Origin of the sequence: Halalkalibacter krulwichiae, assembly GCF_002109385.1 — a bacterium.
Classification (GTDB): Bacteria; Bacillota; Bacilli; order Bacillales; family Bacillaceae_D; genus Halalkalibacter; species Halalkalibacter krulwichiae.
This window is the reverse complement of sequence record NZ_CP020814.1, coordinates 1,714,991-1,736,546: the sequence shown is the minus strand read 5'-3', so window position 1 is coordinate 1,736,546 and position 21,556 is coordinate 1,714,991. Positions and strand designations below refer to the sequence as shown.

Here is a 21,556-nt window from a genome sequence, read left to right as displayed (position 1 = left end):
CCGTTTTACTTCACGTCATTTAAAGCTGGTAAGGCAGGTATCGCGCCGCGGCGTGTGGTCGTGATCGCCCCGCATTTACCCGCAAATTGCACCATTTCTACTACCTTTGTTTCATTCGATAAAAACGCTTCTAGATCAATCTGTTTCGATTCGTTTTGCAAGAAATACAACAACCCGCCAACAAAAGCATCTCCGGCTCCAGTCGTATCTTGCGCATCAACCTTAACTGCTTCTACCTCAAGCATAGAGCCAGCCGTATAAACACTTGAACCTTTCGAACCTTTCGTCACGAGGACAAGTTTATTCGCTCCGCCAAACAGTGTGAGGACGGCTTCTTGTTCCTTTTTAACACCCGTTAAAAAGAAAAGCTCTTCCTCACTGACTTTTACAATGTGCGCTCGGTTGAAATATCGACGGATACACTCTTTTGCCGTTTCGGCTTGATCCCAGAGAGGAAGCCGCACATTCGGGTCAAAACTGATGATGGCCCCTTTTGTTTCGGCTATACTTAGCGCCTGGGCCGTCGCCTCTTTTACTGGATGATCGATCAGCGACACCGAACCGAAGTGATAAATATCCCCTTTCTCAAACCACGCTTCCTCTATTTCATCCGCAGTCAGCATCATATCAGCGGATGGATCGCGGTAAAACATAAAATCTCTTTCGCCGTTTGCCTGATTGGAAACAAAAGCAAGCGCCGTTTTATACACATCACTTTTTACTAGAAAACGAGTATCGACACCCGCATTTTGCAGCTCCTCCTCAAGAAAATGACCGAATGCATCATTTCCTACTTTTCCGATAAAGCTCGCCCTTCCTCCGAGCTTTGCAATCGCAGCCGCTACATTGGCCGGAGCACCGCCTGCTGCTTTTTCAAAATCCACGACTTCCTTTAACGACTTTCCTTTTTCCTTTGGCATAAAATCAATTAATAACTCTCCTAAGCTAATGACTTTTCCCACTACCTGTCACTCCAATCACGTCTTGAACACCTTAGTTTTTCGAACCAGTATGCGTTAATCCTTGAATATAATATCTTTGTAAGAAAATAAAGATTAATAACATCGGAATCGTAGTGACCGTCAGTGCAGCCATCACCTGCCCCCATTGGATCGGCGGCTGGTTCATGAAATACTGAAGCCCGATTTGAATCGTTCTCATCCGATCCTCTGTCGCGACGACTAACGGCCATAAGAAATCATTCCAATGGTTAATAAATGTGAAAATCGCCACGGTTGCAAAGATCGGTTTGGATAGCGGCACAATGATCTTAAAGAAGATGCCGATTTGTGAACAGCCGTCAATTTTCGCCGCTTCCTCAATTTCTTTTGGAAAATCTAGAAAGAACTGTCTGAATAAAAAGATGCTAAAGGCATTGGCCACAAACGGAACAATTAAGCCCGTATAGGTATTGACCCAGCCAAGGTTATAAACGAGAACATAAAGTGGGAGGAAAATACTTTCAGGCGGAATAATCAATGTCGCAATGATCACAGCCAGCCAGAAATGGCGGAGCGGAAATTGAAATCGCGCTAACGCATAGCCTGCCATCGAATTGACAACTAACCCGCAAAGCAAAATCCCGATTGTATAAACTAAGCTATTTACCATATAACGAAACAAATCAACCCGCTGAAACGCCGCAATATAGTTGGCAAAGTAGCCTCCTTCTGGCGCTGCCGGCGGTAGAAACGCCCTGATCGAACCAATATCTTCGAAAATTTGAAACTCATTTTTCAATGAAGAAACGAGCATCCAAATAAGAGGAAATAAGAAGAGAAACGCTAGGATCGTCATAAAGACGTATAGCACCGTGTTTTTGATCAACTTTCTTTTTCTCATGACGGTTACCCTCTTTCCTCTGCAACGACCTTACGTTGGATAATTGTAATAAGTAAGACTAATATCGTGAATACAACGGCCATCGATGACGCATAGCCGACATCACGGTAGTTAAAGCCAACTTCATATATGTGATAAACAAGCGTTTTCGTGGATCCTAATGGCCCGCCTTGGGTCATGATCATCGGTTGAACCAATAACTTTACTGCGGCAATCGTGATCGTCACGAAAATAAAAACGGAAACATTGCGCAGACCTGGCAACGTAATGTTCCAAAATTGCTGCCAAGGGGTTGCTCCATCTATCGAAGCAGCTTCATACAAATGCTTCGGAATATTTTGCAGCCCGGCAAGGAAAATCAACATTTGAAATCCCGCCCCTTGCCATACCGACATCGCAATAATGGAATTCATCGCTTGATTCGGACTTGTTAAAAACGGCTGCGGCGAAATGCCGAATACCCCTAGCATTTCGTTAATTAAACCTTCGTTTGGGTTATATAAAAACGTCCATAGGATTGACACAACGACTAATGACATCACGACCGGACTGAAATAAGCTGTACGGAAAACTACTTTCATTTTGATTTTCTGATTAATGAGTAACGCTAATCCTAACGCGACTGCCATTTGGATCGGCACAACGAGCAGGGCAAAATAAGCGGTATTTTTAAACGCCTGCTTAAACTCTGGATCTTGAAAAATATAAGTAAAGTTTTCAAGTCCAATAAATTGAATCTGATTTGGTTTTAGTAAATAGAAATCTGTAAAACTATAATAAAAAGCCATTCCCATCGGATAGAGTAAAAAGACCGTTAACAATAGTAAGGCAGGTAGTAAAAATACATATCCATTGATTACTTCTTGTGACTTTTGAGATTTCAAGTTAAAGCGAGCTTTTGTTTGTGAGCGAATTCGACTCTTCCGTTTCAAATTTTTATCCACTTCCATTACCTATCACTCCACATCAAGGCATTTAGCAGAGGGTGGTCCTTTTTTTTTGGGTACCCTCTGAATGTTTTTATAAGGCTGTGGCAATGGCTCCACTCGCTGCGCGTCCGTTATGAGAAAACCACTCATAACGGACTTAAAACCCTGCAGCGGTTCCGCTCATTGCTTCGAGATTTTCCAAAAAGGTAAAGTGCAACCTTTTTTGTTGGCTGTGGCAATGGCTCCACTCGCTGCGCGTCCGTTATGAGAAAACCACTCATAACGGACTTAAAACCCTGCAGCGGTTCCGCTCATTGCTTCGAGATTTTCCAAAAAGGTAAAGTGCAACCTTTTTTTGCTGTGTTGCAATGGCTCCACTCGCTGCGCGTCCGTTATGAGAAAACCACTCATAACGGACTTAAAACCCTGCAGCGGTTCCGCTCATTGCTTCGAGATTTTCCAAAAAGGTAAAGTGCAACCTTTTTGGAAAATCTCTATTACTTGTTAAATCTGCGTAGTTCGCGTTCTACGCGTTGGACTTGCTGGTCTAATACTTCTTGTGGATCTTCACCGAGCGCTGCTGCGTGCAGGGCTTGGGCAAATGCGTCTGTTAAAACAGGGTATGCTGGTGTTGTCGGACGAGCGTGTGCTGTATTTACCACTTGGTCACGCATCACCTTTTTCGGTAACTCATTGTATGATTCCATGTTCTCAAACGCCGACTTACGAGCCGGAGGCATTCCTGTTACTCTTGATAAGCCGATCGTTGACTCTTCATTTGTCATCCATTGCATCACTTTATACGCTGCTTCTGGATGATCTGCTTGGGATGAAACGGCATAAGCCATACTGCCTGATGGCGATTTCGGAACTTCGCTGTACGGATATGGCATCATACCATAATCCAATCCTGCATTTTCTGCAGAGAGCGCAATCCAAGGTCCTCCAAGAGCCATTGCTGCTTTCCCTGATTCAAACTGGGTTTCTGAAGGAGTTAAGCTGACAACACCCTCTTCAAATAAACTCTTCACAAATTCCAGCGCCTCAACTGATTCGGGTCCATTTAAATAGCCGTCTACGGTCGTTCCATCTTCTGAGATTAATGATCCGCCATTTGACCAAACAAACGGTGCTCCCATATACGTGTACCACTCACCTACTCCATAATCCATAAACAAGTTCAGTCCGTAACGATCGTCTGTTGTTAATTGCTTCGCTACTGCCATAAACTCGTCCCACGTCCACGCTTCTTCAATCGTAGTCGGGGCTTCAATCCCTTCTGCTTCAAAAATTTCTTTATTGTAATAAAGAACCACCGATGACTCCATAGCCCCTAAAGAATACAATTCGCCATTAAACGTACCTTGTTCAATAATCGAATCAACAAAATCGGCGCGATCTTCGTCTGAGATAAACTCCGTTACAGGCGCGATAATATTAGCTTCGGCATAACTAGCAACGAAAGGACCGTCCAGCGCTAACACATCTGGTAGATTGCCAGCAACCAATGCCGCGTTCAAACTGTCGTTGTACGAGCTGCCGCCATCATCCATGACCACTTCAACATTAATATGGATCTCGCTATCATGGGCTTCGTTAAACGCTGCAATCCGCTCTAAATTGTAGTTCGTCTCATCTTCACCAGACTGGTGAATCCACATATCCAGTTCGATCACACCTGCAACCTCTTCCTTGTTGCTATCGCTTTCATTTACAACATCTTGATTCTGACTGCAACCTACTGCCATCAAACTAATAATCAACATCATTCCAAAGATCAATCTTGCTTTACTCACTGTAATTCCCCCTACTTTTTCATTTTTCAAAAACTATTAACCTTACAAAGCAAAGCGAACGTTTACAGCTCTCTTTGAAAGAGCTTACACAAAGTATATAGGCCGGCGCATATATATGTCAAACGTTTTCATACAAATAATTAATGATATTTTCCAATTAAATACGTTTTCACCCCTGTTATTACAGCAAAAATCTATATGTCAATTCTAATTTTCTGCTAACACATTTAAAATTTCACTTAAAATATGAATACGTTACCACATTCATATCAGTTTAATGTTAGAATTCTAGTATATCAATGTAAACCCATCTTATATCCCCATAAAAACCTAGCTAAAATTCAACTTACCCTTTTTTTCACACGAAAAAAATATATGTCATTCGTTACCACATTCGTGCTACACTTTTAACATCCGTATCAAATTTTTTGGAAGACGAAATGCTTTTTCTTGTTTATTTCTGTCATTGTTTGTTATGTTAAAAATAAGAACGTTTTCATTCACTTAATAATTCTTAGACAAAGGAGATCGCTATGGTAAGTATAAAAGATGTTGCAAAAGAGGCTGGCGTCTCAGTCACGACTGTGTCACGCGTCATAAATAATAGAGGCTATATCGGGAAAGAGACACGAAAGAAAGTCGAAAAGGCCATGGCTGCTATTGATTATTCTCCAAATCAAATTGCCCGTGCCCTTCAAAGAAGTCAGTCATATCTCCTTGGAGTGATCGTTCCTGATTCTGAACATCCGTTTTTTGCTGAACTCATTAAAAACATTGAGTTATTCGCTTATCAACATAACTATAAAATTCTGATCTGCAACTCATTAGATGAGGCTGAAAAAGAAGCGAAATACATAGGCATGCTGAAAGAAAATCGTGTCGATGGCATTATTATGTGCAGCCAAACCCTGGATATAGAAGAATATAAAAAGGTGAAGCTACCGATCGTATCGTTTGATCGAATTATGTCAAACAACATCCCTTATGTAGGATCAGATAACTTGAACGGGGTACGATTGCGACTCAGCATTTAATTGAAAGCGGTTGTAAACATTTACTCCACTTATCTGGTCCACTCGATATTGATGTGCTGCCAAATAGGCGTGCCGATGCCTTTAAACTAACTTGTATGAAACACGACATTCCTTTTAAGGTAATTGAGCAAGAATACAGCCGAAAAGCTTTCTCTCTTTTCAAGAACTATGAGACATTCATTGAAGAACAAGTAGCCGATGAGCTTGCCAAATATGATGGTGTATTTTGCAGCAATGATATGCTGGCATATGCTCTGTATATTCACGCCAAGAAAAACAACATTCAAGTCCCTGAGCAGCTAAAAATTGTAGGCTATGACTATACGTCCTTTACACGCATGCTTCAAGATCCGAAGCTCACAACCATCAAGCAGCCAGCAGACCGCCTTGGACGGGAGCTATGCTCAACATTAGTCAAGATGATTGAGGACAAGGAAGGTGACAAGCCGAATAACACGATTGTGGATGTCGAGCTGATAAAAGGTGACACGACGTAATGACGCCGCGCTTTGATCGGACACCATTTCATCGAAAAAGGGTCAGACCCCTGTACAATTGGGGTCTGACCCTTTTTTTAATAGGCGCTTCCCATTCTCCACACATTCATTTTCTTCACTTCCGACTCTCCTTCTGAAAATAATTCTAGAAAGAGAGAATCGTCTCTTGATGGGTAGACGCGTGTTGTTAAACTATTTACGCCATTTATATAAGCTTCCACCATAGAACGGTCAAGAAAGAGACGGAGGCGTAAAAGATCGCCTTCAAACTCAACCTTTCCTCCTTGAATTCCTTTATCCACATGATCTGAAAGACTAGAACGCTCGCGATCGACATTCATCGTTTGTTCGTCAAAATCATAGAATAGAAGCGTTTCTTCTTCTTGATCTGGTGATTGCCGTACTTTTATCCCGACTTTTTGAGCTGCTTTTCTTTCTATTTCCAATTCAATTTCAAGCATGTCTCCACTGAGGTCTGCTATTTGTTGGTTCACATCTTCTATCGTAGCAGGGGTGTCGAGTGCATAAAGGTGCTCTTCTCTTAAACGTTCTACTTCCTGAACCGGTTCCACTCCTAAACGATGGTCGTCACGAAGCGAAAGGACAATAGGCAAGCCCGCATTATGAGCCCAGCCGGCATTGTACCGGCTTTCTTCGGTTCTTCTATCCTGTGCAATCGAAAACACAATGGCTCGGCCTTGACCATCGACCATTCCGCTTGGACCTGTAAAGTGTTCTCCGACATCTAGCAGCTGCGGCTCCACGTGATCAGGGATAAACTGATAGGTTTCCTCATCCCACGAACCGATCCAATACCAAACATATTTCACCGCATGTTCACTATCGCCGTCAAACCATGGATTAATGAGAAAGACATATTTTTCTTCACCATTATCGTTTTTCCCAATCGGTAATAGCACGGGAAGCTCCCACACATCCCCCGTTTTTGGATAGTCGAGGACATTGCCAATCATTAAAGGATGCTCATACTGCCAATCAATTAAATTATCTGATGTATAAACAAGCGCCGTTCCTCCAACTGACTCCTCGCCATTTCTGATTCCTGAACCAACAAGCTGGACCCATTTATCTCCAGATTTAAAAACAAACGGATCTCTAAATTGCCCATGCCAAACCGTTCCTTTCTCCGTTTGAATCTCTTCTTCTTGAATGGTGACAGGTTCTGGGTGCTTAATCCAATTCACTAAATCAGGATGTTGATCCTCTAAAAACGTACTTCTTGCTAGACCTGTCATTTGATTAGGCATCATGCTGTCATTCCCAGCGGTAAAAAATAACGCAGGGTTGCCTTCATCATCAATAATCGAATCCCCGGACCATACACCATCAGGGTCGACTTGATCGGCTTCAGGGGCTAAGGCAATCGGCAAGTCTCTCCAATGAATCAGATCATCACTGACAGCATGTCCCCAGTGAATACCGCCCCAATAAGGTCCTGCTGGATTAAACTGATAAAATAAATGGTACTGTCCATTGAAGTAAAGCGGAGCATGAGGTTCGTTCATCCAATGCTCTGGGGGTGTAAAATGGAACTGAGGCCGATGGCGATCGCCTTCATATCTGTTTCTGTCCCAAGCAAGTTCAACGCTTGGGTCAGGAAGTTCACCGAATTGAGCAAAGCTCTCCTTAACAAAAGCCGGTTCAACTGCCTTTTGATAAATGGCCACCTCATCTATTAACCCATTAAACATACTCGCATCAAAAGTATCACTTATTTTAGCAGGGGCATTATTTTTTCCAATTCGAAGTTCTTGATCAGGTAAGGCGACCTGAGTATGAGGCGGAACCTCTAGATGGCCTGCTTGTTCACCATTCCGATAAAGGACGACTTCGTTTCGTTCTTCGGAAAAAACAGCAACAAGGTGGGACCATTCATTACGCGGAAGTCTAAATTCCTCATCTGCCCACACTTCCAGCCATTCCTCCCCTGTCCCGAATTGGAACGACCATGTTCCATGACGAAACACACCTAATTGAAAGCCTTGATTCTCCTCTTGGTTGTGATAACTAAGAATCGAAGAAAGTTTTCCCTCATTTCCCCACTCAAATGCTCGAGGCGCGACCCAAGCTTCAATGGTCATCGCATCTCCTTGGATATCTAGTGTCGATGCATCTGCTGCTACCCAAGTTGAGTAGCCATCAAACAATAAAGCATTTCCTGAAATCCCCTGCTTCCATAGCGGCTCACTGTTTGGTTTATCAACTGCGTTATTAAACACATAATGAATGTGGTGTTCTAGATTGGAACGTGCTTCAACAGTCGTTGTGCCTGCTCCTTCATCAAATGTCCAGTAGGCAGCCAAACCCTCTAAAGATTCATCTTCTTGTTGAAGATCCTCTTCCACTTGCTCTTGCTCGTCATTTGAATGACTTGTAGCCAACCAGATGACCAGCGCTATAACAATCAAAAAAAAGATTACGAGATAACGTTTCATGATGTTCCTCTCTTTCCTATTTGAAAATAGTTGAAATCTCACTTTTTCTCATAGGCTGTTTTCGCATACTTTGTTGTTTTTATGGCTTACGTGTCCTTCACATGTTCGTTCCATTGCGCTCCATTTCACTAAAAGGAAACACTATTTCATAGCAACAATCTTTATGAAAACAGCCTTCCCATAAGAGGTTGACTCATGATTATGATTTGATTACACCTTGTCAATGGCGCTCAGTCAAAAACCGAACGCCATTGCTTGTCCTTCTCATTTATGATCCGTCTTTCTATCTATTAAGTGTGGATTTACTTAAAAACCCCTTGCTTCTTTTCATGAAGGATTTTTGTTTCATTACGTGTGATCGATATTTTTAATGAAGGTGCCAGCATTCCGCCAAAGTGGTCGAATTGATATTCTGGTGATTGCTCGCCAATCTCATAAATATCTTTCCCATCCACATCCACATAATTGACAAAACTGATGACAGTGCCATTGGACATCACCATCCAAGAATAGCCTTGATACGGATTATCAGATGGATTGGCGATGACTAACCCACTTTCATTCAAAGGTTGATAGCCTCCAAAAAGCGAGTCTGACGTAAACCCGTATAACCCTTCCGGTGCCTGAAGGCCAGGGGCAAATTTCTCACTGTGAGTCTTTACAAAAAGATAATAGTTGTTTCCTTTAACCATGACACTTGGTCTTTCCAATTCATCATTTACATAGTTCGCTTCCAACAATGGCGGCAGCAATGTAAATGTAGACAAACCTTGATTCGTTGCTTTGGCAATTCCAACACTGCCATTAAACTCTTTGGATCCATCAGGGATTACATGGTTTTGACGAAATTTTGACGAGCCAATATATTCATGTTTATATGGTCTCTTTTCAAGAGTCCCTGCGGAATTCCCCTCAAACAAAAGATATTCTTCCCCAGTTTTTGGATCCTGGAAAAAATAAGGATCACGGAATGCATATGAAGATTCTTGAGGACCTGTTTGTTCACTTGTTTGATAGTGTTCTCCATCCGCTTCAAGGATGATTTCGTGTGTGGACCAATCCTCAAATGACACATTTGTGTTCGTTGTTTTTATCGTTGCCGTTGCGGTTGCGATTCGCTGATCATAGCTTAATTGAGTTTCACCTTTCTTACCTGTTGCGGTGTAGAAAATCTGTAATTTCCCATCTTTGTGAACAATCGAAGATCCAGCCCATTGTCTTGAGCCTAACGCTTCTCCATCTTTGAAAACAGGGCCGCCGGATTGCCAGCTCTTCCCGTCCTTTGAAAAGAAATAATGAATTTCAGCTGTATCATGTCTTTTACCAGGAAGAACATCTTTAGGTACTGACAAAGCAAAAATAATTTTAAAACCGTTTACGACAGCTGGATGTCCATTCTTTTCCTGCAACGGCCACGTATCCCAAATATAAGAGTCTGATGTGATTTCAATAAGCTCGTCTTTCTGAATAGTAGGTGCCGTATTTTGAGTATTCATTGAAAGATGGCTCACATCTTCACGAGTCCAATGATAAGGATCAATCGTTTCTTTGGCAGATACACCACTGCTTACAATAGGAGCGAATACAGCAGAAAGGCCTATCACCGCTGCTAAAAAACATTTGCCCTTTTTATTTCTTTTGCGTTCCATTTATGTTCCTCCTCTAAATAGCTCCATACCCTGCAATAAAACGAATACTTCCTTGAAAATGAACAGAATGGCCAGCTAATCTCTTGTTCGATTAGCCGACCATTTCTATCATTTCCTTATTACTTAATCCAACCAGGGCTGTATTCTTTTCCTATTTTTGTCGTATCGCCTTTGATTGATAGCTTAACAGTTGGAGGCAATGTTCCTCCAAAATGTTCAAATTGGAATTCATCTGGTTGATGTCCAATATCACCAATTGACATATCACCAATATCACCAAAATGAGCAAACCCTACGACACTTAAATTCGGAAGAACCAACCATGAATAAGCTTGGTATGGATTTTCAGGAGGATTAGCTAAAACTAAACCACTTTCATTTAACGGCTCATAACCACCGAACAATGTATCAGAAACAAAACCATACAAACCTTCAGGACCTTGAAGCCCTTCAGCATATTTATTGATATGAGTATCAGTGAATAAATAATATTTATTATCCTTTACAACGATATGCGGACGTTCTAATTCTTCATTTACATAATTAGCTTCCAAAAGCGGCGGGAGCATTTTAAGATTTGAAGGATCGCCATCCACTACCTCTGCAATACCGATGTTCCCATTCGCATGTACAGCGCCTGCAGGAACTGGGTTTTTACTAGTGTACTCAATACTTCCTGCATATTCTTGTTTAAAGGTACGATCACCTACAGCACCGCCTGAATTCCCTTCAAACAAAATATATTCCTTGTCCGTTTTGGGGTCTTTAAACCACATAGGGTCACGGAAAGCATAGCCCCCGCCTTCACCTTGCTGAGCTTGCTCTCTTGTTTGATAATACTTACCGTCCGGCTCTAAAATGATCTTGTGATCACCCCAGTTTTCAAAACGGACTCCTTTGCTGTCTGCTACGATATCACCTGTAGCCATCGCCAATCGCTGTTCAAAAGTTAAATGCTCTTGACCTCTATGTCCAGTTGCTGTATAGAATGCATGGATTTTACCGTCATCCATCATGGCAGATCCAGCCCATTCACGAGATCCTAATGAAGCTCCCTCAGGGAAAAGCGTTCCACCAAGCGTCCAATCTTTCCCGTTTTTCGAATAAAAATAGCGGATGGTTGCAATGTCATGCACTTTACCTGGCAGTACATTGTTAGGAGCAGACAGTGCAAACAACACTTTCCAGCCTTTAATCGAGGCGATATTTCCATCGCGGTCGGTTAGTGGCCATGAATCCCAAACATGGTAATCTTCCGTAAATTTCTCTAGTTTACTTACATCTGTATAAGGCAAGGTATTATCTTTATTGAGTTCAATTTTCGATACTTGTTCACGAGTCCAGTTAACAGTCGTGTCCGCGACCTCGGCGTGAACAGGAATCAATGCAGAAACAGCAAGGGTTGTCGCCAAAGCTAAAGTCGTTAGTGCTTTCCCTTTTTTTTGAATCCTTTTTTGGATAGACATGTTATCGCTCCTTTGTTTCAAGAATTTTGGTTCACCCACTTCGCCCAAAGTATTACTTTAAAGATCTACCGTAAGGACCGAATGGTTTGATTTCTCCAGCTTGCATTTCTTTCACGATCTTTGTTTTGTCACCGTCAAAGGATACCTTCAGCGTCGGTGCAAATGTTCCGCCAAATTTAACTTGTCCATTCTCATCTACAGGTTCATTAATGAAGCTGATAACCTGGCCATCTGGAGCCGCCCACCATGAATAAGCTTGAAACGGTTTTTCCGCCGGATTGGCAACAACAAGACCTGTGCCATTTACTGGCTTATAATCTGTGCGCAAGCTTCCCTCGCCGACAAAACCGTACAATCCATCCGGACCTGTTAAACCTGGTGCAAACGTAAATTCATGACTGATTGTAAGCAGGTAGTAAGTGTCGTCTTTTACCACAACATGCGGACGTTCTAACTGATGGTTAACCCCAACCGACTCAAGAAGCGGCGGTAATATTTCAAGTTTAGTTACGTCGTTGTCAAGTACTTTCGCAATTCCGATATTTCCGTTATAAAATTTCGCATGATCAGGAACGTTGTGTGATTCGCGGTATTCTTTATCCCCGATATTTTCCGGTTTGATATCATTTCTGTTAGTGCCTGCTTGACCTTCCCAAATAATGTATTCTTCACCTGTATTCGGATCTTTGAAGAAAAACGGATCGCGGAATCCAGTGATGATATTTCCGTGCTCTTGGAACTGTTCGATCGTTTCATAATGATGGCCATCTGCTTCAAGAAGAATTTGGTGATCCCCTTCATTTGTCAGATGCACGCCATTTTTGTCTGCACTGATATCAAATGTCGTCTTAGCTAGGCGTTGTTCCGCTCTTTGCACCCATCCGTCTTGATTAAATTCTTTACCGCCATTGGCATTCATATCACTAGTTGCTGTATAGAAGAAATGCACTTTTCCTTTCTCGTCCAACATAGCAGATCCAGCCCATTGCATGTGCCCTAACGCGTTGTCATAGTCGTATGGAATTCCAGCATACGTCCAATCCTTGCCGTTTTTAGAGTAGAACATGCCGATTCTTGCTTCAGTATGACGGTCATGCCAAGTATAAGTACGTGGTGCAACCAATGCGAATGCGATTCTGTAACCTTTCACGTTCGCAAGGGAACCGTCTCTGTTTTGAAGCGGCCAAGTATCCCAAACCCACACATCCGGAGCTACATCTTCAAAGTCCAAATCGATGATTGGGGCTGTCGTCTCTTCCGTTAGAGCCACTTTCTCTGCTTGCTGTCTGGACCATGATGCCGTGTAATCATCCTCAATACTCCAGTTAGAGCTCGCAGCAACGCTAATGCTTGTCAGACTGCTCGCTAAAATCGCAGCACATAAAACTAATTTTCCTACCTTTTTACGAGTTTTGATTTTCATTTGTTTTCCCTCTCTTTAATTGAATTGATTAATATTTTTCATTTACAAACAACTATTTTTTCATTATTGCCTCCCTTCATTTTTTTGGTGGTATAACAAACCTAAAAGGTTCATAGATTTCCGTAACAGTACGATTCGTCTAATAGATTTTAGGTTTCCCTGTAGAAAAACAGTAACAATCCCCACCACTTGTCGTTCACGAAGCAGCGGGACGGTTCTCATGCTTCCCTCAACTTACGCCTTAAAATTAGATTGAAAATAGATGATTAGAGATTTGTTGTACAGTGGTATGGCGAGAGTTACATTACTAGAAACTCTATACATTATGAGATTTAATTGCTGATAAAGTAATTGTTAGAGTGGGTTCATGCTATTTATAGAGGGAGGATTTTTTAAGAGGAATATTTGTCTTTAGTTGAATCTAGCATATACTATTTTATTGCATCTTCATTGTTTTTTGGGGCTTAGGAACGATGAGAGAATATCTCCCAGCCGTGCTCCACCTATTCTTCTGATTTTTTATTACTAACTAACAAAAGAACGAGCTATATAAGTAAAGCCCTGCTCCATTTCGTCAGAAGAGCAGGACTTGTTTAACTTCGATAAGATTCGGGGTGTGACAAATATGAGGAGCAAAGATAAGGAAGCACGAGAACCGTCCCCCCGCTCCCGACTTCTGCAACTCTTGCAGCAGTTGATCATGAGTAAGCCGTTTATCAATATAAGCTTGCATGGCAAGCCCGAACTCGTGGTCGAACTCATCCCTAGCTCCCCCAGGGTATTTAAACCAATTAAAGGACAACGTTTTCCCATCCTCGGCGTAACGAATAATATCGTCTGCGAGCGGTCCTAAATCGTTTGTCTCAATATGTTTAAACGCCGGGATAAATTTGAATTGTTCGGTCATAAAGTGTTTTCCTTGTTCAGAAGAAACCATCCAGTTTAAAAATTTCTTTGCTTCTTTCTTCTTTTCCGGGGGCGATTGTTTATTCACGACCCAGTAATTAGGGACACCGACCGCTAAGGCATCGTTTTTAGGGTCGTCATTCATTGCGATTGGCAGAAATCCGATGTTCATCTTTGGCGATTGTTGATCGAGCATCGGTTGAATCCAGTTACCTTGCTGGATCATCGCTGCTCTCCCAGTGGCAAATAAATTCACTTCCATGTTGTAATCCGTAGTCAACGGATTCTCGTTTCCGTATTTAATTGATACATCCAACAACCTTACCAGGTCTTTAAATATTTGATTGTGTTCGATGTCTAGCGTTCTGTCATTCAGGCCTTTAATAAAGGCATCTGGATCTTCCTGTTGCGCGAAGGCAATGTTTATAAGATGGCCTAATTTCCATTTTTCATAATATCCGATTGCAAAAGGGGTGATGCCTGCCGCTTCCAATTTTTCTGCTGCTGCGATTAATTCAGTGAGCGTTTTGGGCACCGTTTCAATGCCTGCCTCTTTAAATAAATCTTTATTGTAAATGAACCCATACCCTTCAAGGCTTATTGGCATTCCGTAAATGTTGTCATCAAATGTCATTGATGCCAGCGCCTCTTCTAATGCATACTCAATCCATGGTTGATCAGAAAGGTCTTCCAAATACTCACTCCACATTTTGGCCTCTTCGTATCCACCGTTCGTAAAGATATCAGGACCTTTTCCGGCAGCTAACTGTGCGATTAGATCGCTGCGGTCATCGACTCCTCCGCCTACGGTACGAACGATTAGATCCACACCCTGATTTTCCTTCTCATAAGCTAGAATCATCTCTTCGAACTGTGTGGAAATTTCGACTTTCCGATTCCACACTTCCAACGTAATTTTCTGATCTTCACTTATCGTTTCCTTTTTCACTATTTCATTGCCAGCTTCACACGCGAAAAGTGAGATGATGAGGTTACCTGTCCAAAACAATAGCAACATCTTTTTATTCATTGTTTCCCCTCAAGTAATCTTACTACTTATAAATACTCCCTAGTTTTAAAAGCCAAAAACGGATCTATTTAACCTTTTCTGTTTTGCCTTTTCTATAATCCCGGTACTGGATTGGTGTCATTCCAACCATTTTTTTGAATAGCTTTGAAAAAAAGTTTCCATCCTGATATCCAAGCTTTATTGAAATCGAGTACACCTTCTCGTCCGTTTGAATTAACCACTGTTTCGCTTGTTCAATTCTAAGTTGAGTGACGTATTCAGACAGGGTCACTCCTTTTTCTTGCTTGAATCTTCTTGAGATATGTTCGCGACTCAGGAAAAAGCGGTTGGACAGTTTTTCTAAACTCACCTCTTCTGTAAAATACTTGTCCACATAAGCGACAATATCATGCATGCGCATCGCATCATCGACATGGGTCAGCCGGTTTATCGATCTGAAGTTTAAATCGTCCATCTCCCTTTGCGCAGCTTGAAAGGACGAAGGCAGATCTTCCAATGATTTCAATGGAATGCTGAAATAACGAATGGGAATATCAAAGTGATGACTGATCCATTCTTCTACCGCTAACCATTTACCAGGTACAGTCATAACGACACAGAGATGATGATCGTTCAATAACGCAAAGGCATTTCCCCACTTTCGATCACAAAGCTCCTTAGTCAACAACTGAATATAAGAATCCGAATCGTGCATCTGGTAAAAGGAAAGTAAAGCAAGATCGTATCCATCAGCTTGCGGAAGACATAATGAAATTTGTCCAGCATCAAAAGGCTCGCCGTTACAAGCTGCCGTTACCACCCGGTTCATACGTAAGCTTTTAACATCTTCATAAATGCCCGACTCTTTGTTTTGCCGTTCCTCCTCTTCGCTTTTCCAAGCATTCACAGCACCGGACAATGCTTGATTGAGCGCATCAACTTCAATTGGTTTCAACAAATAATCGAAGCTGCTGTACTGAATCGCTTTACGCATGAAAGAATAGTCGTCACAGACGGTAACCATAATCACTTTACCCGGATAAGAGATCGCATCTAGCCACTCGATTAATTCGATCCCGCTCATTTCGGGCATTTTCACGTCTGTAAAAATAATTTCCGGCGATTCCCGTTCAATCAACCTTTTTGCCTCTTTGCCATTATTGGCTTCCAAAACCGTCGTAACCCCGTATGTTTGCCACTGTCCCAAGGAACGAATGACATCCCGCACATTAAATTCATCATCCACCAATAGAACTTTCATGTTTTTCATCCTCCTTTGCACGTATTGGAATCTTAAGCCTCACGGAAAACCCTTGTCCTTGCTTCGTATCTATTTCCAGTCCTGCTCTCGGTCCGTAATTTAAAACTAACCGTTCATGAATATTTTTCAGGCCGATATGCTCGTGTGAATCGATTTCTTCATCACCCGTCGTATAGAATTTTTCCCTTAACGCCACTAACTCTTCATCCGTTAGACTCGGTCCATCATTTTCAACAACTAGATATAAATATTCCTCTCGTACTTCTCCATAAACGTGCAAATGAGCATCATAAACTCCCTCTTCATAACAGTGTTTAAAGAAATTTTCAACAAGCGGTTGTAAAATCATACTCGGAACTCTAATATCAAGAATTGTTTCGTGTATATCAATTGAGTAGCTTAAACTTGTTCGAAAACGCTCCATTTGAAGGTCCAAATAGGCTTTTATATAATCCACTTCACTTTGAACCGTCACCCATTGATCTGCACGAATGGAGTATCGCATCATGCGAGAGAGGGACGTCACATATTTATACACATCCGGAGAATTAGACCTTAAAGCAACCGCACCGATGGACTGTAATGAATTATATAAGAAGTGCGGATTCACCTGAGACTTTAGAGCCTTAAACTGGTTCTTCCTATTTTCAATCTCCAGTTTATATTCACGTTCAATGTGAAGATTAATTCGGTCCATCATCCCCTTTATATGCTTTTCCAGATGGCCGATTTCATCTTCTCGTTGATCATCAAACAGCACGTCCTTGTCCATATTCTCGCCCTCAATTCTCCGCACTTTCCTGCTAAGGAGTTTGATCGGACGAGTAATTTTGTAAGAAATAATGACAACCATCAACAAGCCCAAAAATACCACTCCCACACCGACTATGATATTTGTATGGGCGGTTTGCCTCACCTCATTGAACAGGAACTCGCTCGGGGTGATCTTCACTAACTCCCATTGATCTAACGGCCCCGACAAGGTTTTAGACAAAATAATATCGCCATCATCAGAGTATATTTCCTCTTGATTGATCTGCGACCGTAATTCGGTAGGCATAGGTTTTCCGATCAAGTCTTGATCACTTGCATAAATGATCAAACCATCGGAATCCATTAAAAATGCCGACTCTTCCCCCCCTTGGATGAGACGATTACTGATGCGGATATATTCATCCATATCGATATCAACCGTAATGATACCAAGAAGTTCATTTGACAGGACATCCATGATTTTATGATGAATCGTCAAAACCATCGTTTTATCCGACTGGGGTATGATCGCCGCATCGGTATAATTCTCAATCTGATGGGGCGGCTCAATCACAAAATTCTCTTCAGAGTTTACGAGATCGTGAATAGAGTTTTGCTTTAATAAATCCGGTTGATGCTTTCGGGCACTTATCATCGCATTATAAACAGAAAACGAATTTTCTTCGTTCGCAATATAATACCGGACTTGGCGGATTTCCCTTCGCATCAAATAAAAAGTTTTCAGTGCTTTTTCAATAATCAACGGGTTCGAATAAACAGAATCTTCAACATCATCGTCTGAAATTCGAAATAAATCAGGATTTCGATACAACATATACGGAAGATGAATCATGTCCTGAAAATATTGTTCGAGATGTTCCGACACCTCTTGCATTTGATCATGACTGCTTGCAAGCTCATACCGCTCCACATTCTTCTTCGTATAACCATATATCAAAAGCACAGATAAAAAATACGGGAGAATGATAAACATAATAAGCATAATCAAGAGGCGACTTTGAATGCTTTTCACAAAAATAAAGCTCCTTTCACTAAAGAACGATTGCCTTGTAGTCTGCAATCGTTCTTACCTAACACTACTAGCCACTCAGAAGAAAATAGCAAAACAATTGAATGTTGCTCACCGTTTCGAACTGACATATTTTTAAAATAAACTTCTTTAGAGAATACCATAAACAGCAAAGTCCTTGTATTTACTTAGCGCAGATAGAATCATATGTACGACTGTCGTTTCTTGTCCCACGCTACTAAACTCATGGTTTTTTTCCGAAATATGGATTGTTTTACTTCCAAAAAACATGGGGACGGTTCTTTTGCTTCCTTAGAACCGACCCTTTTACATTTATCTCACTATGATGAACACCTAAGCCCATTTCTTCATAGAATGAACCATAATCTGTTATGGGGTGTTATTTATATGCCAGCAATTGTTGGAGCGATAAAAGTGAATGCTGTTGCGTCCAGTGGGGTATTTAATGTCGGGGATGTATTTAGAATCGCCCCTGTTAGTACAGCAAAGACTTTTTCTGGAGCGGGTTCATTTAATACAGGAGATAATTTAAGAGTTAGAAACGATTATAGCGTCACAAACGTAAATGATTCGGATGTAGCGGACCAAAACATCACAGGAGTAGTTTAATGGTTGGAGGTAGGTAACTTATGAACTTTTTCATTAATCAAAGCATCAATATTCAGTCCATTCGCATCAATGGATTATCAAATTCTTCCGTACTTCAAATAGGAAGTGCTGGGATGATTAAAGCATTATCCAACAACTACAATACGGGTGGATTTACAGAACCTGCTCCTGAAGCAGGACAACAAGCAACGGTTACAGAAGCATTGACACCAGCGGTACCGTTAGCTCCAGCAAGCGTGTAAAAATTTTTTTGAAACAAATTGTCAAGAGAATTCCTTTTGAGTAAAAATCAATGATTTGTTAAGCAAGTAAGAGGAGGGAGAAACAATTGGACTACTGGAATGCTTATTTTCAACAGGTAAATAGTCATATACAAATGTTAAATGACCGAATATCAACATTGGAACAATCCATACTTACCCTTCAAAAGGAACTAGCAGCACAAAGACAGAATCAACAGCCGACTCACATCGAATATAAGTTTGATCAACTAAAGGTTGAAACGCTTGAAGGTACGTTAAACATCGGCTTAAGTCCCCATAGCCAAAATGAGGCAATTGAAGATTTCCATGTGCAAAATCATAAATTGAATGTTCCAAGAAGCAGGGAGTATCAAACATCTTTCGAGAAAATCCGGTCGGAAATTTATCACTATTTAGACCATGAATGTATTCCCGTTATTGAAGAACTCGAGCATAAATATCAATTTCCCCTCCAACCAGAATATAGACAATTTATCATTAATGATGTAAGAAATCAGATCGATCCTCGCATCGCTCAATATTTAAATCAACTGAATATTGAGCATTTAACTAGAGAACAGATAGACGAATTAGAGTTTCAGACCAAATCGAAAGTAAAAGGCGATATTAACAAAACCTTTGAATTATTCATACAAAATTTACCAAAAGAAACAGGAGGAGCAAATCAATGAATTATACTGTAATCAATCGTCATTTAAATGTTGAAAATATTCGAATTACCGGGGTTTCAAGTTCATCCATCTTTTTGGTAGGAGATACAGATTGTATTAATCTGTCTTCTATTTTTGATACCCCACCCGAGTCGTTAATTATTGGACCGTTCGTTCCGTTAGCTTTTGAATAAAGGCAGTGGCCATATGTTGAAGCGAATATCGGTAGTTAAATTAATTGATGTCCAGGTTGTTACGTTCAGTTCTGTTTTAGAGATTGGAGATGCGGAAGAAATTACACCTCGGCACAAAGCACTAGCCGTACAGCGTGAGAAAGAGTTATTTTACGGGAGGGAAGGAAATTTCAATCAATATCCTTTATTTTCACGAGAAATTCCAAAACCACAAATGGATGGCAGCCTCATCATAACAAGGAGAAACGAGTCTCATTTCATCAATGTCAATCATATTGATATTACAAGTATTTCAGCAGGGTCCATCGCCCAAATAGGATCAAATCGACTAATTGATGCAGAAGCAAGAGTAAAACATATAAGGCAACTTTTAGGGGATTAACATTAATATAAAACGAACAATCCATTTTCAGAAAACGAAAATGGATTGTTTATTTATTCTTTCCCTTCTATAGTATTACTCCTTTTCTAAATCCTCTATGACTATACTACTTTGTGACGATTTCACTAACAAACGGTATAAGTAAACCTTCAGAAATCCCCTTTTATACGAAGCAATTACTTTATCACTTCGAACAGGAAATGGGAGCTGAATGTCTCTTTTGAAGCTCCCTGCAAAGATTTCCTCTTTATTAGAATGGTAACTTTCGAATGGTAAATGAATCGTTCCACTAACCGATAATATATTACTGTTTACGTTAAGATTAATATCATCCATTCGCTCAATCCCTGGTAATAATAAAAGACAAATTAATTCATTTCCAGATTCATAGATATTCGTTTTTGGGAATTGGCTTTTCTTTTGACTTTCAAACTCTTGAAACATATGATCGAAATTCCCCCAAAAATCTTCACCAAAAAACTTTTTGAATGGTTTTGGTACATCGTTAAAGAAATCGTTCACCCTTATTCACCACCAATTTTACATGAGTTCTCATTTACCCTTAAACATTTCCGCCTTGATTTTGATCAAGTACATCAGGATCTAAGACATTGTTAATATTGATACCATTATTTGTAATCTGGAAATCACCTGTGTGCGCACTACCTGCACCTGAAACAGATTTCGAAACAGATTTAGGTGAACTGTTCAGTGTATCTCCAAAATTCACCACACCACTATTACTAAGAATCTTAATCGGTCCGCCAATGATTGAAGGCATAATGTACACCTGCTTTTTTAGTTATTACCATAATTATTTTATGTCATATAGGCAAAAGGAGTTACTAAAATAATCACTTTAAAATAATCTGACTCCTGTCCACTACTCTTCACTAGGGAAGTTCAATTTCGTCACAAGCAAACAATACGCCGTTTTCTATTATCATTAGAGGACTGATTTCAGAATCTGTGACAGATGAATTTTTCCAATAAAACAATAAATTTAATAACAAGTTATCTACACTCGAAGACTTGAAGTTCATATACTGTACCTGTAACATAAACTGAAATATAGGTCAGAAAATGGGTCGAAAGGAGAAAAGAAAATTTCATTTGAGCAATGGGTTAGGCCAAGGGCTAGTAACGATAGGGGCGACCAAACAACTTACCACTAAAGACAGCTTAACCCTTTCAGCACAAAAACTTGAAATTGGTGGTAACTTACTGCAGTCTTTGGGTTCGGCAATACAAGCAATTGGTGGGGAAGAAGCATTAATTGAGGAACTTGTTACAGGTATGCAAGAATTTATTCCATAGGTTACTCTATTTATAACTAAAAGTGGGTCAGGTTGATGCTTTCGGGATAGCCAACCGTTGTCATTCAGG

General features: G+C 40.8%; 21 protein-coding genes. 8 read left to right on the top strand and 13 right to left on the bottom strand.

Annotation, left to right across the window (positions count from 1 at the left end):
• Nucleotides 1-5: 5 nt before the first annotated feature.
• The 4 genes from BkAM31D_RS08770 to BkAM31D_RS08755 form a co-directional block, all read right to left on the bottom strand.
• A complete protein-coding gene (locus BkAM31D_RS08770) occupies nucleotides 6-962 on the bottom strand; it encodes a PfkB family carbohydrate kinase (RefSeq protein WP_066159953.1) in 957 nt (318 codons plus the stop codon).
• A 31-nt stretch (nucleotides 963-993) separates the two neighbouring features.
• On the bottom strand, nucleotides 994-1,842 hold the full coding sequence (locus tag BkAM31D_RS08765) for a carbohydrate ABC transporter permease (protein WP_066159956.1): 849 nt from the start codon (nucleotides 1,840-1,842) through the stop codon (nucleotides 994-996).
• Between the two features lie 5 nt (nucleotides 1,843-1,847).
• Nucleotides 1,848-2,792 carry a carbohydrate ABC transporter permease gene (locus tag BkAM31D_RS08760; RefSeq protein WP_066159960.1) on the bottom strand — a complete coding sequence of 315 codons (945 nt, stop codon included), beginning with the start codon at nucleotides 2,790-2,792 and terminating at the stop codon, nucleotides 1,848-1,850.
• A 476-nt stretch (nucleotides 2,793-3,268) separates the two neighbouring features.
• Complete coding sequence (locus BkAM31D_RS08755; RefSeq protein WP_235820341.1) at nucleotides 3,269-4,567, bottom strand: ABC transporter substrate-binding protein; 1,299 nt, start codon at nucleotides 4,565-4,567, stop codon at nucleotides 3,269-3,271.
• Nucleotides 4,568-5,100: 533 nt separating this feature from the next.
• Between BkAM31D_RS08755 and BkAM31D_RS24245 the strand changes: the two genes are divergently transcribed.
• Both BkAM31D_RS24245 and BkAM31D_RS24240 read left to right on the top strand, forming a co-directional pair.
• The gene (locus tag BkAM31D_RS24245) at nucleotides 5,101-5,601 is read left to right on the top strand and encodes a LacI family DNA-binding transcriptional regulator (RefSeq protein WP_257391649.1); all 501 of its coding nucleotides are present in this window, start codon (nucleotides 5,101-5,103) and stop codon (nucleotides 5,599-5,601) included.
• Entirely contained in the window at nucleotides 5,583-6,098 is a 516-nt protein-coding gene (locus tag BkAM31D_RS24240; protein ID WP_306807470.1) for a substrate-binding domain-containing protein, read from the top strand. Before BkAM31D_RS24245 ends, BkAM31D_RS24240 begins: the two co-directional genes overlap by 19 nt.
• A 77-nt stretch (nucleotides 6,099-6,175) precedes the next feature.
• On the opposite strand, the gene BkAM31D_RS08745 is transcribed toward BkAM31D_RS24240, so the two are convergent.
• From BkAM31D_RS08745 to BkAM31D_RS08715, 7 genes are all read right to left on the bottom strand, one after another.
• Nucleotides 6,176-8,554, bottom strand: coding sequence for a GH32 C-terminal domain-containing protein (locus BkAM31D_RS08745; protein ID WP_084372069.1), 2,379 nt, complete (start codon nucleotides 8,552-8,554; stop codon nucleotides 6,176-6,178).
• A 302-nt stretch (nucleotides 8,555-8,856) separates the two neighbouring features.
• A complete protein-coding gene (locus BkAM31D_RS08740) occupies nucleotides 8,857-10,203 on the bottom strand; it encodes a glycoside hydrolase family 68 protein (protein WP_066151828.1) in 1,347 nt (448 codons plus the stop codon).
• A 119-nt stretch (nucleotides 10,204-10,322) separates the two neighbouring features.
• Nucleotides 10,323-11,669: a glycoside hydrolase family 68 protein gene (locus BkAM31D_RS08735; RefSeq protein ID WP_066151830.1), complete on the bottom strand. Its 1,347-nt coding sequence runs from the start codon at nucleotides 11,667-11,669 to the stop codon at nucleotides 10,323-10,325.
• Nucleotides 11,670-11,721: 52 nt separating this feature from the next.
• On the bottom strand, nucleotides 11,722-13,092 hold the full coding sequence (locus BkAM31D_RS08730) for a glycoside hydrolase family 68 protein (RefSeq protein ID WP_066151831.1): 1,371 nt from the start codon (nucleotides 13,090-13,092) through the stop codon (nucleotides 11,722-11,724).
• A gap of 574 nt (nucleotides 13,093-13,666) precedes the next feature.
• Nucleotides 13,667-15,028, bottom strand: a complete 1,362-nt coding sequence (locus tag BkAM31D_RS08725) for an ABC transporter substrate-binding protein (protein WP_084372071.1) — start codon at nucleotides 15,026-15,028, stop codon at nucleotides 13,667-13,669.
• Nucleotides 15,029-15,092: 64 nt separating this feature from the next.
• A complete protein-coding gene (locus BkAM31D_RS08720; RefSeq protein WP_066151833.1) occupies nucleotides 15,093-16,268 on the bottom strand; it encodes a response regulator in 1,176 nt (391 codons plus the stop codon).
• On the bottom strand, nucleotides 16,246-18,054 hold the full coding sequence (locus BkAM31D_RS08715; RefSeq protein WP_066151835.1) for a cache domain-containing sensor histidine kinase: 1,809 nt from the start codon (nucleotides 18,052-18,054) through the stop codon (nucleotides 16,246-16,248). The genes BkAM31D_RS08720 and BkAM31D_RS08715 overlap by 23 nt, the downstream gene beginning before the upstream one ends.
• A gap of 405 nt (nucleotides 18,055-18,459) precedes the next feature.
• On the opposite strand from BkAM31D_RS08715, the gene BkAM31D_RS08710 reads away from it, so the two are divergent.
• From BkAM31D_RS08710 to BkAM31D_RS08690, 5 genes are all read left to right on the top strand, one after another.
• Complete coding sequence (locus BkAM31D_RS08710; protein ID WP_066151836.1) at nucleotides 18,460-18,681, top strand: spore germination protein; 222 nt, start codon at nucleotides 18,460-18,462, stop codon at nucleotides 18,679-18,681.
• A gap of 20 nt (nucleotides 18,682-18,701) precedes the next feature.
• A complete protein-coding gene (locus BkAM31D_RS08705) occupies nucleotides 18,702-18,923 on the top strand; it encodes a spore germination protein GerPB (protein WP_066151838.1) in 222 nt (73 codons plus the stop codon).
• An 86-nt stretch (nucleotides 18,924-19,009) separates the two neighbouring features.
• Nucleotides 19,010-19,615 (top strand): spore germination protein GerPC, encoded by a 606-nt coding sequence (gene gerPC, locus BkAM31D_RS08700; protein WP_066151841.1) that lies wholly within the window; start codon nucleotides 19,010-19,012, stop codon nucleotides 19,613-19,615.
• Nucleotides 19,612-19,788: a spore germination protein GerPD gene (locus BkAM31D_RS08695; RefSeq protein ID WP_066151843.1), complete on the top strand. Its 177-nt coding sequence runs from the start codon at nucleotides 19,612-19,614 to the stop codon at nucleotides 19,786-19,788. The genes gerPC and BkAM31D_RS08695 overlap by 4 nt, the downstream gene beginning before the upstream one ends.
• Nucleotides 19,789-19,801: 13 nt before the next feature.
• Complete coding sequence (locus BkAM31D_RS08690; RefSeq protein ID WP_066151845.1) at nucleotides 19,802-20,170, top strand: spore germination protein GerPE; 369 nt, start codon at nucleotides 19,802-19,804, stop codon at nucleotides 20,168-20,170.
• Between the two features lie 75 nt (nucleotides 20,171-20,245).
• Here the strand turns inward: BkAM31D_RS08690 and BkAM31D_RS08685 are convergent, their stop codons facing one another.
• Nucleotides 20,246-20,692 carry an Hsp20/alpha crystallin family protein gene (locus tag BkAM31D_RS08685; RefSeq protein ID WP_066151848.1) on the bottom strand — a complete coding sequence of 149 codons (447 nt, stop codon included), beginning with the start codon at nucleotides 20,690-20,692 and terminating at the stop codon, nucleotides 20,246-20,248.
• A gap of 40 nt (nucleotides 20,693-20,732) precedes the next feature.
• Nucleotides 20,733-20,951, bottom strand: a complete 219-nt coding sequence (locus BkAM31D_RS08680; protein ID WP_066151850.1) for a spore germination protein — start codon at nucleotides 20,949-20,951, stop codon at nucleotides 20,733-20,735.
• A 332-nt stretch (nucleotides 20,952-21,283) separates the two neighbouring features.
• On the opposite strand from BkAM31D_RS08680, the gene BkAM31D_RS08675 reads away from it, so the two are divergent.
• Nucleotides 21,284-21,487 carry a hypothetical protein gene (locus BkAM31D_RS08675; protein ID WP_066151852.1) on the top strand — a complete coding sequence of 68 codons (204 nt, stop codon included), beginning with the start codon at nucleotides 21,284-21,286 and terminating at the stop codon, nucleotides 21,485-21,487.
• Nucleotides 21,488-21,556 lie beyond the last annotated feature (69 nt).

What these genes read in the sequence shown, in the direction of transcription:
- BkAM31D_RS08765 (WP_066159956.1), bottom strand. Translation starts at nt 1,842, where the DNA reads ATGAGAAAAAGAAAGTTGATCAAAAACACGGTGCTATACGTCTTTATG.
- BkAM31D_RS08690 (WP_066151845.1), top strand. Translation starts at nt 19,802, where the DNA reads ATGTTGAAGCGAATATCGGTAGTTAAATTAATTGATGTCCAGGTTGTT.
- BkAM31D_RS08760 (WP_066159960.1), bottom strand. Translation starts at nt 2,792, where the DNA reads ATGGAAGTGGATAAAAATTTGAAACGGAAGAGTCGAATTCGCTCACAA.
- BkAM31D_RS08735 (WP_066151830.1), bottom strand. Translation starts at nt 11,669, where the DNA reads ATGTCTATCCAAAAAAGGATTCAAAAAAAAGGGAAAGCACTAACGACT.
- BkAM31D_RS08745 (WP_084372069.1), bottom strand. Translation starts at nt 8,554, where the DNA reads ATGAAACGTTATCTCGTAATCTTTTTTTTGATTGTTATAGCGCTGGTC.
- BkAM31D_RS08725 (WP_084372071.1), bottom strand. Translation starts at nt 15,028, where the DNA reads ATGAATAAAAAGATGTTGCTATTGTTTTGGACAGGTAACCTCATCATC.
- BkAM31D_RS08720 (WP_066151833.1), bottom strand. Translation starts at nt 16,268, where the DNA reads ATGAAAGTTCTATTGGTGGATGATGAATTTAATGTGCGGGATGTCATT.
- BkAM31D_RS08710 (WP_066151836.1), top strand. Translation starts at nt 18,460, where the DNA reads ATGCCAGCAATTGTTGGAGCGATAAAAGTGAATGCTGTTGCGTCCAGT.
- BkAM31D_RS24245 (WP_257391649.1), top strand. Translation starts at nt 5,101, where the DNA reads ATGGTAAGTATAAAAGATGTTGCAAAAGAGGCTGGCGTCTCAGTCACG.
- BkAM31D_RS08705 (WP_066151838.1), top strand. Translation starts at nt 18,702, where the DNA reads ATGAACTTTTTCATTAATCAAAGCATCAATATTCAGTCCATTCGCATC.
- BkAM31D_RS08695 (WP_066151843.1), top strand. Translation starts at nt 19,612, where the DNA reads ATGAATTATACTGTAATCAATCGTCATTTAAATGTTGAAAATATTCGA.
- BkAM31D_RS08730 (WP_066151831.1), bottom strand. Translation starts at nt 13,092, where the DNA reads ATGAAAATCAAAACTCGTAAAAAGGTAGGAAAATTAGTTTTATGTGCT.
- BkAM31D_RS08740 (WP_066151828.1), bottom strand. Translation starts at nt 10,203, where the DNA reads ATGGAACGCAAAAGAAATAAAAAGGGCAAATGTTTTTTAGCAGCGGTG.
- BkAM31D_RS08680 (WP_066151850.1), bottom strand. Translation starts at nt 20,951, where the DNA reads ATGCCTTCAATCATTGGCGGACCGATTAAGATTCTTAGTAATAGTGGT.